The sequence below is a fragment of the Rhodoplanes elegans genome, from assembly GCF_016653355.1.
GTDB lineage: Bacteria > Pseudomonadota > Alphaproteobacteria > Rhizobiales > Xanthobacteraceae > Rhodoplanes > Rhodoplanes elegans.
This window is the reverse complement of sequence record NZ_NHSK01000093.1, coordinates 1-5,654: the sequence shown is the minus strand read 5'-3', so window position 1 is coordinate 5,654 and position 5,654 is coordinate 1. Positions and strand designations below refer to the sequence as shown.

At 68.8% G+C, this 5,654-nt stretch carries 6 protein-coding genes; 1 reads left to right on the top strand and 5 read right to left on the bottom strand.

Features of this window, described 5'->3' with window-relative positions:
* Positions 1–146: 146 nt before the first annotated feature.
* The 3 genes from CCR97_RS12580 to CCR97_RS12570 all read right to left on the bottom strand — a co-directional run bounded on the left by CCR97_RS12580 (position 147) and on the right by CCR97_RS12570 (position 3,548).
* On the bottom strand, positions 147–1,151 hold the full coding sequence (locus CCR97_RS12580) for a Bug family tripartite tricarboxylate transporter substrate binding protein (RefSeq protein WP_111357883.1): 1,005 nt from the start codon (positions 1,149–1,151) through the stop codon (positions 147–149).
* Positions 1,152–1,255: 104 nt separating this feature from the next.
* On the bottom strand, positions 1,256–2,368 hold the full coding sequence (locus CCR97_RS12575) for a Gfo/Idh/MocA family protein (RefSeq protein WP_111357882.1): 1,113 nt from the start codon (positions 2,366–2,368) through the stop codon (positions 1,256–1,258).
* Positions 2,369–2,792: 424 nt separating this feature from the next.
* The gene (locus CCR97_RS12570) at positions 2,793–3,548 is read right to left on the bottom strand and encodes a sulfite exporter TauE/SafE family protein (protein WP_111360340.1); all 756 of its coding nucleotides are present in this window, start codon (positions 3,546–3,548) and stop codon (positions 2,793–2,795) included.
* 279 nt (positions 3,549–3,827) lie between these two features.
* On the opposite strand from CCR97_RS12570, the gene ptsN reads away from it, so the two are divergent.
* Entirely contained in the window at positions 3,828–4,286 is a 459-nt protein-coding gene (gene ptsN, locus CCR97_RS12565) for a PTS IIA-like nitrogen regulatory protein PtsN (protein ID WP_111360341.1), read from the top strand.
* A 146-nt stretch (positions 4,287–4,432) separates the two neighbouring features.
* Here ptsN and CCR97_RS12560 read toward each other — a convergent pair whose 3' ends face one another.
* The gene (locus CCR97_RS12560) at positions 4,433–4,708 is read right to left on the bottom strand and encodes a BQ00720 family protein (protein ID WP_111360343.1); all 276 of its coding nucleotides are present in this window, start codon (positions 4,706–4,708) and stop codon (positions 4,433–4,435) included.
* 79 nt (positions 4,709–4,787) lie between these two features.
* Positions 4,788–5,213, bottom strand: coding sequence for an Hsp20 family protein (locus tag CCR97_RS12555; protein ID WP_111360345.1), 426 nt, complete (start codon positions 5,211–5,213; stop codon positions 4,788–4,790).
* Positions 5,214–5,654 lie beyond the last annotated feature (441 nt).

The following is a 5,654-nucleotide window of genomic DNA, read 5'->3' as shown; positions in this document are numbered from 1 at the left end:
GCGAATGGCGGGGAGGGGTCGGGGGTGGGGGGCCGTTCTTGCACCGCACTTCGCGATCAGTACCGATCTGATCAGCGAGTCGCTTCGTGGCACACCGGCCACGCGGTAGCCTGTCCGGCATCTACGACGTGATCAGTCCGAACAGATCAGTCCGGCTTGGCGCCGGACTCCTCGATCACCTTGGCCCAGCGGGCCGTGTCCTTGGCGATGAAGGCCTTGAACGCCTCGGGCGACTCGCTCGCCACCGCGGTGACGCCGCCTTCCTGCATGCGCTGCTTGACGGTCGGGTCCTGGGTCGCCTTGACGATCGCCTGGAACAGCTTGTCGACGATCGGCTTGGGCGTGCCGGTCGGCACCAGGAAGCCCTGCCACGACGTAGCGACGATGTCCGGATAGCCGAGCTCGACCACGGTCGGCACGTCGGGCAGCACCGGGCTGCGCTTGGCATCCGTGATGGCCAGCACCTTGACGCGGCCGGACTTGATGTGCGGCATCGCCGAGGGCAACGTCACCGACATCACCTCGACATGGCCGCCGAGAATGTCGGCCACGGCCGGGCCGGCACCGCCCTTGTAGGGCACGTGATTCATGTCGAGGCCGGCGGCCTTGCGGAACTGCTCCATCTCCAGCCGGTCGACGCTGCCGCTGCCGGGCGAGGCGAAGTTCACCTTGCCGGGGCGCGCCTTGGCGTAGTCGATCAGCTCCTTCATGGTGTTCGGCGGGAACTTCGGATTGGCGATGAAGACGCTCGGCGTCTCCGAGGCGACCGACACCGGGATGAAGGCCTTGTCCGGCTTCAGCGTCATGTCGGGGAACAGCGTCGGGTTGATCGACACGGTGCCGACATTGCCGAAGAACAGCGTGTAGCCGTCCGGCGCGCCGCGCGCCGCGACGTCCATGCCGACATTGCCGGCGGCGCCGGCGCGGTTCTCGATGACGATCTGCTGGCCGAGCGCCTGCGACATTGGTGCCTGCAGGAGCCGCATCGCGAAGTCCGACGCGCCGCCGGGCGCGAACGGCACGATCACCCTGATCGGCTGGCTCGGATACTTGGCCGGATCTTCGGCGGCGCGGGCGCCGGTGACGGGAGCGAGCGCGACCATGCAGGTGGTCGCGAGCAGAAGCCCGAAGGCCGTTCGACGGTTCATCATGGTCGTCCTCCGTGGGGCCCTCTGACGGAGCCTCTCGTCTGTTGCAGGCCGGGGCCGGGCGGCAATGTCGTCCGACCGTCGTCGCGCACCGCGCGTCGCGTCGATCAGGCGGTCAGCTCGGCCGGATCGAGCGGCAGCGGCACCGGCGCCTTGCGCTTGGCGGAAAGGTCGAGTGCCTTCGTCAGCATCAGGTTGCGGTGCGCCTCGGTGGCGGTCGCCGCGACGGTCGGGATGCCGAGCGCCATGCGGTTGAGCCACGACACGGTCTCCTCCGCCATCGGGCCGCGCAGCTCGCCCATCGCCATGTCGCCCGGCGGATAGCTGCCCATGAAGTCGACGAGGCGCCGCTCGTCGGGATTGTAGCCCTCCGACTGCGGCTTGGTGACCGCGAGGACGATGTCGCGATGGGTGTCGTCGATGGTGAGCACGCCGGTCGTGCCGGCGATGCCGACCTCGAGGCTGTAGACGGCGGCCGGCCAGGTCACCGGCATGGCCCAGGAGATGCTGAGATGATAGACGGTGCCGTCCGAGAACATGATCATTCCGGCGGTCGCGTCGATGCCCTGGTAGAGCGGGCCCAGGACCTTGTCGACCGAGCGGGCGTAGACCTCGGTCGGCGTCTTCTCCTCCAGGCACCACATGCAGATGTCGAGCGCGTGCGTGCCGGAGATGACGAGCGGCGAGATGGTCGCGGGATCGTCGGTGCGCTTGTAATTGTCGATCGCCACCAGCCGGTTCATGAAGGCCCGCGAGGTGACGAGCTCGATCTCGCCGAGCGCGCCGGAGCGGCACTTCTCCTTGGTGGCGAGCCAGCGGCGGCGGAAGCGCTGGGTGTAGCCGACCACGGCGTCGAGCCCGGCCTTGTCGATCTCGGCCAGCACCTTGGCGGATGCTGCGAGGTCGGTCGCCAGCGGCTTCTCGATCAGCATCGGCAGGCCGCGCTCGACCGCCGCCATGATCGGATCGACGTGCAGGTGCTCGTCAGTCGCGATGATGACGCAGTTCACCTCGGGCCGCGCCAAGAGCTCGCGATGGCTGTTGGTGACGAAGTCGGCGCCGATCTTGTCGGCGACGCTCGCGGCGCGGTTGGGATTGAGCTCGGCGATGCCGATCCATTCGACCGAGGGGTGCCGGGTCGCCACCTCGCCGCGGAACAGGCCGACGCGGCCGGCGCCGACGATCGCGAGCCCGAGCTTCTTCGGCGTTCGCCCCTTCATGGTCACTCCCCGGTTCTTATCGCGTTGTTGACCGAGGTCATCACGTGCTCCCGGGGGGCGTCAACGGCCCGGCTAATCCCGCCTTGCAGAGCTTCCATGTTCAGATGCAGCACTCGCCGGCGGGAGCGGGAGGCCGACGACCGCAATGGGTGGACCGGGCCGACGATGTTGCGTTGCACCAGCGGGCGCGTTTCAGAGCTTTCGCCTCCCGGTGGTCGTCGTCCGCGCGGGCGAGGGCTTCGCATGATGGGTCATCCCGGGGCGCGGACCTCAAGGTCCGCGAGCCCGGGATCCATACGCCCGGTGTTGGTGTTTCCCGCGGGACAGGGGTTATGGATCCCGGGCTCGGCGCTGGCGCGCCGCCCCGGGATGACGGAGCAATTCTCGCAACGGTTAAGCGAGGCTTCGACCTGGTCCGCCTTCGTCACATCGCGGCGGCGCGGATCAGCAGGGTCGTGCCGGAGGCGATCAGGACCAGGTAGAGGAGCTTGAGGAACTGATCACGCGAAAGGCGCAGCGTGACGTGATGGCCGAGCCAGGTGCCGATCAGCATGGCGGGCACCATCAGCAGCGCGAGGACGACGAGCTTGCCGTCCGAATAGACGCCGGCGAGCGCGAAGATGATGGCGCGAGTCATCGTCGAGAGGCCGATCAGCGCGCTCTGGGTGGATCGGATCGCGTCCTTGTCGGCGAGCCGGCGCCCCAGATACATGGCGTAGATGAAGCCGCCGCTGCCGAACATCGCGCTCGCGATGCCGCCGATGCCGCCGAACGGCAGCACCCAGCCGCGCGACAGCCGCCCCTCCGGCGGCCGGGCGAGCAGCGCGTACACGGCGTAGCCGACGACGAAGACGCCGAGCACCAGCATCATCGGCCGCGGCGGGAGGATCAGCAGGAGCCAGGCGCCGACCAGGCTGCCGACCACCATCAGCGGCACCAGCGTGACCAGCTCGTCCTTCGCCACCTTGTCGCCGATGCGCAGGCTGTTGGCGATCGCCGCCCCGCAGTCGAGCAGCGCCAGCATCGGCACGATGGCGGAGACCGGCATGGCGTGGGCGAGCACCGGCGCGGCGATCAATGCGGTGCCGAACCCGGCGATGCCGAAGATCACATAGGCGACCGCGAGTGTCGGCAACGCGACAGCGATTTGGTCGAGCGACGGCAGCGCGTCGAAACCCATCTTCGGTCACCGGAAAGGCGTGGCGGAGGGAGCACACCTCTGCCACGACGGCCTCTCGGGCGCAATCGGGGGCGGCCCGCCGCCGATCGGCCAAGTCCTTGCGTTGTCGAGAGAAGATCGCGTATGCCGGAAGCCCCTGGTGGCACTGTCGACCGGTCGTTCCACGCGGCCCGGGACTGCCCGCCGCGCTATTGACGCGGCCCGGACCGGTCCCTATCGTCCGCGCGCCGTCGCCCGAGGGTGTGCGTCGAGCATCGTTTCCCCGAGTCGGACCGTTCCATGCCGCTGAACGATCTCGTCGCGCCGCAAGCGGTCATTCCGGCGCTCAAGGTCAACAACAAGAAGCAAGCCCTGCAGGAGCTCGCCGAGCGTGCCGCCGAACTGACCGGCCGCACCGAGCGCGAGATCCTCGAGGTGCTCATGCAGCGCGAGCGGTTGGGCTCGACCGCGATCGGCAACGGCATCGCGATCCCGCACGGCAAGCTGCCGCGGCTGGACAAGCTGTTCGGCCTGTTCGCGCGGCTCGACCGGCCGATCGACTTCGAGGCGCTCGACGGCCAGCCCGTCGACCTGGTGTTCCTGCTGCTGGCGCCCGAGAGCGCCGGCGCCGACCATCTCAAGGCGCTCGCCCGCATCGCGCGCATGCTGCGCGAGCCGGAGATCACCCGCATGCTGCGCGATTCGCAGGATCGCGAGGCGCTCTACGCCGTGCTGGCGATGCCGCCGCCGGTCAGCTGAGCGGCGACGCACCTCCCGCGGCCAGAAAGCCTCCGCGCCCAGAAACGACAATGCCCGGCACGACGGCCGGGCATTGCTGATTCTGGTCGGTGCCGACGCTGGGCAGGGCGCGCGGCGGGGCGCGCCGGCCGTCGGCGGTGAGAACCTCAGTGCACGCTCATCGCTTCGAGCTCGTGGCTCCAGGCGTTGGCGACCGCCGCTTCGCGAGTGTCCGTGATCATGATCGGCGTGCCGTCCGCGGCATGCAGGGCGAACAGGCGCAGGCCGGGTGCCACCTGCGGCGCCTGCGGGAACAGTGCCGGCAGGTCTTCCGAGCGGATCGGCTTCACATAGGCGATGCGGCCGTCGCCGAGATGCGCCAGCGCCTCCGCCGAGATAGCCTCGTGGCGATCGGTATTGCGGGGATCGGTGTCGTTGTTCATGGCCCTCGACTCCTTCTGTTCTGGCTTTGCCGAGTCCTGTGCGTGACCGTCAGTACCGTGACCGTCATCAGCGTGATGGTCAGTCGGTCTGCCTGATGGCGATCGATCGCACGACGCGCGCCGGTTCCGGACGCGCCAGATCGATCGACAAGAGGCCGTTGCTGAGGTCGGCCCCCAATACCTCCATCCCGTCGGCCAGCAGAAAGGTCCGCTGGAACTGACGCGCGGCGATGCCGCGATGCAGATACTGGCGTGTCTTGTCCTCCTGCTGCCGGCCCCGGATCAGGAGCTGGCTCTCCTCGACCGTGACGTCGAGCTGCTCGCGGGTGAAGCCGGCGACGGCGAGCGTGATGCGCAACCGTTCCGGTTGGCCGTCGGCGCAGGCGATCCGCTCGATATTGTAGGGCGGATAGCCGTCCGCGGCCTTGGACACCCGGTCGAGAGCCCGCTCGATCTCGTCGAAGCCGAGCAGAAACGGGCTGGAGAGCGAAGACACACGCGACATGGTCTCAAAGTCCTGTGCAGCGACTTTGGGGAGAGGCCCTTGCGGCGCCCCGTCCGGTCCCGTCAGCCGCTTGGGCCTGCCGGGTCCGGACATCCCAGAATATGGGCAGAACTTTTAAGGGTTCAAGAACAGCGGCGCTGCAACTGCGAAGGCTTCGGCGCTCGTCGTTTCACGTCTCCCCGGCGGGGAGAGGTCGGAGTTCGCGCGGAAGGCGCGAACTCCGGGTGAGGGGGCGCCGCCCTCTCGAATGAAACAACTGGCGTCGGCACCCCCTCACCCCACCCCTCTCCCCGCTGGGGAGAGGGAGCCACGCCATATTTGCCGCCCCGTCCAAGGACGTCAGCGAACACCTGGGGGACGGGGCACCAAGAGCCCGCGCCTGCGGCGCAATCCAGCCGCTCCGCCGCGCCCCCTGCCGCGTCGCTGCGCGACGGCGTAGAG

What these genes read in the sequence shown, in the direction of transcription:
- CCR97_RS12580 (WP_111357883.1), bottom strand. Translation starts at nt 1,151, where the DNA reads ATGATGAACCGTCGAACGGCCTTCGGGCTTCTGCTCGCGACCACCTGC.
- CCR97_RS12575 (WP_111357882.1), bottom strand. Translation starts at nt 2,368, where the DNA reads ATGAAGGGGCGAACGCCGAAGAAGCTCGGGCTCGCGATCGTCGGCGCC.
- CCR97_RS12570 (WP_111360340.1), bottom strand. Translation starts at nt 3,548, where the DNA reads ATGGGTTTCGACGCGCTGCCGTCGCTCGACCAAATCGCTGTCGCGTTG.
- ptsN (WP_111360341.1), top strand. Translation starts at nt 3,828, where the DNA reads ATGCCGCTGAACGATCTCGTCGCGCCGCAAGCGGTCATTCCGGCGCTC.
- CCR97_RS12560 (WP_111360343.1), bottom strand. Translation starts at nt 4,708, where the DNA reads ATGAACAACGACACCGATCCCCGCAATACCGATCGCCACGAGGCTATC.
- CCR97_RS12555 (WP_111360345.1), bottom strand. Translation starts at nt 5,213, where the DNA reads ATGTCGCGTGTGTCTTCGCTCTCCAGCCCGTTTCTGCTCGGCTTCGAC.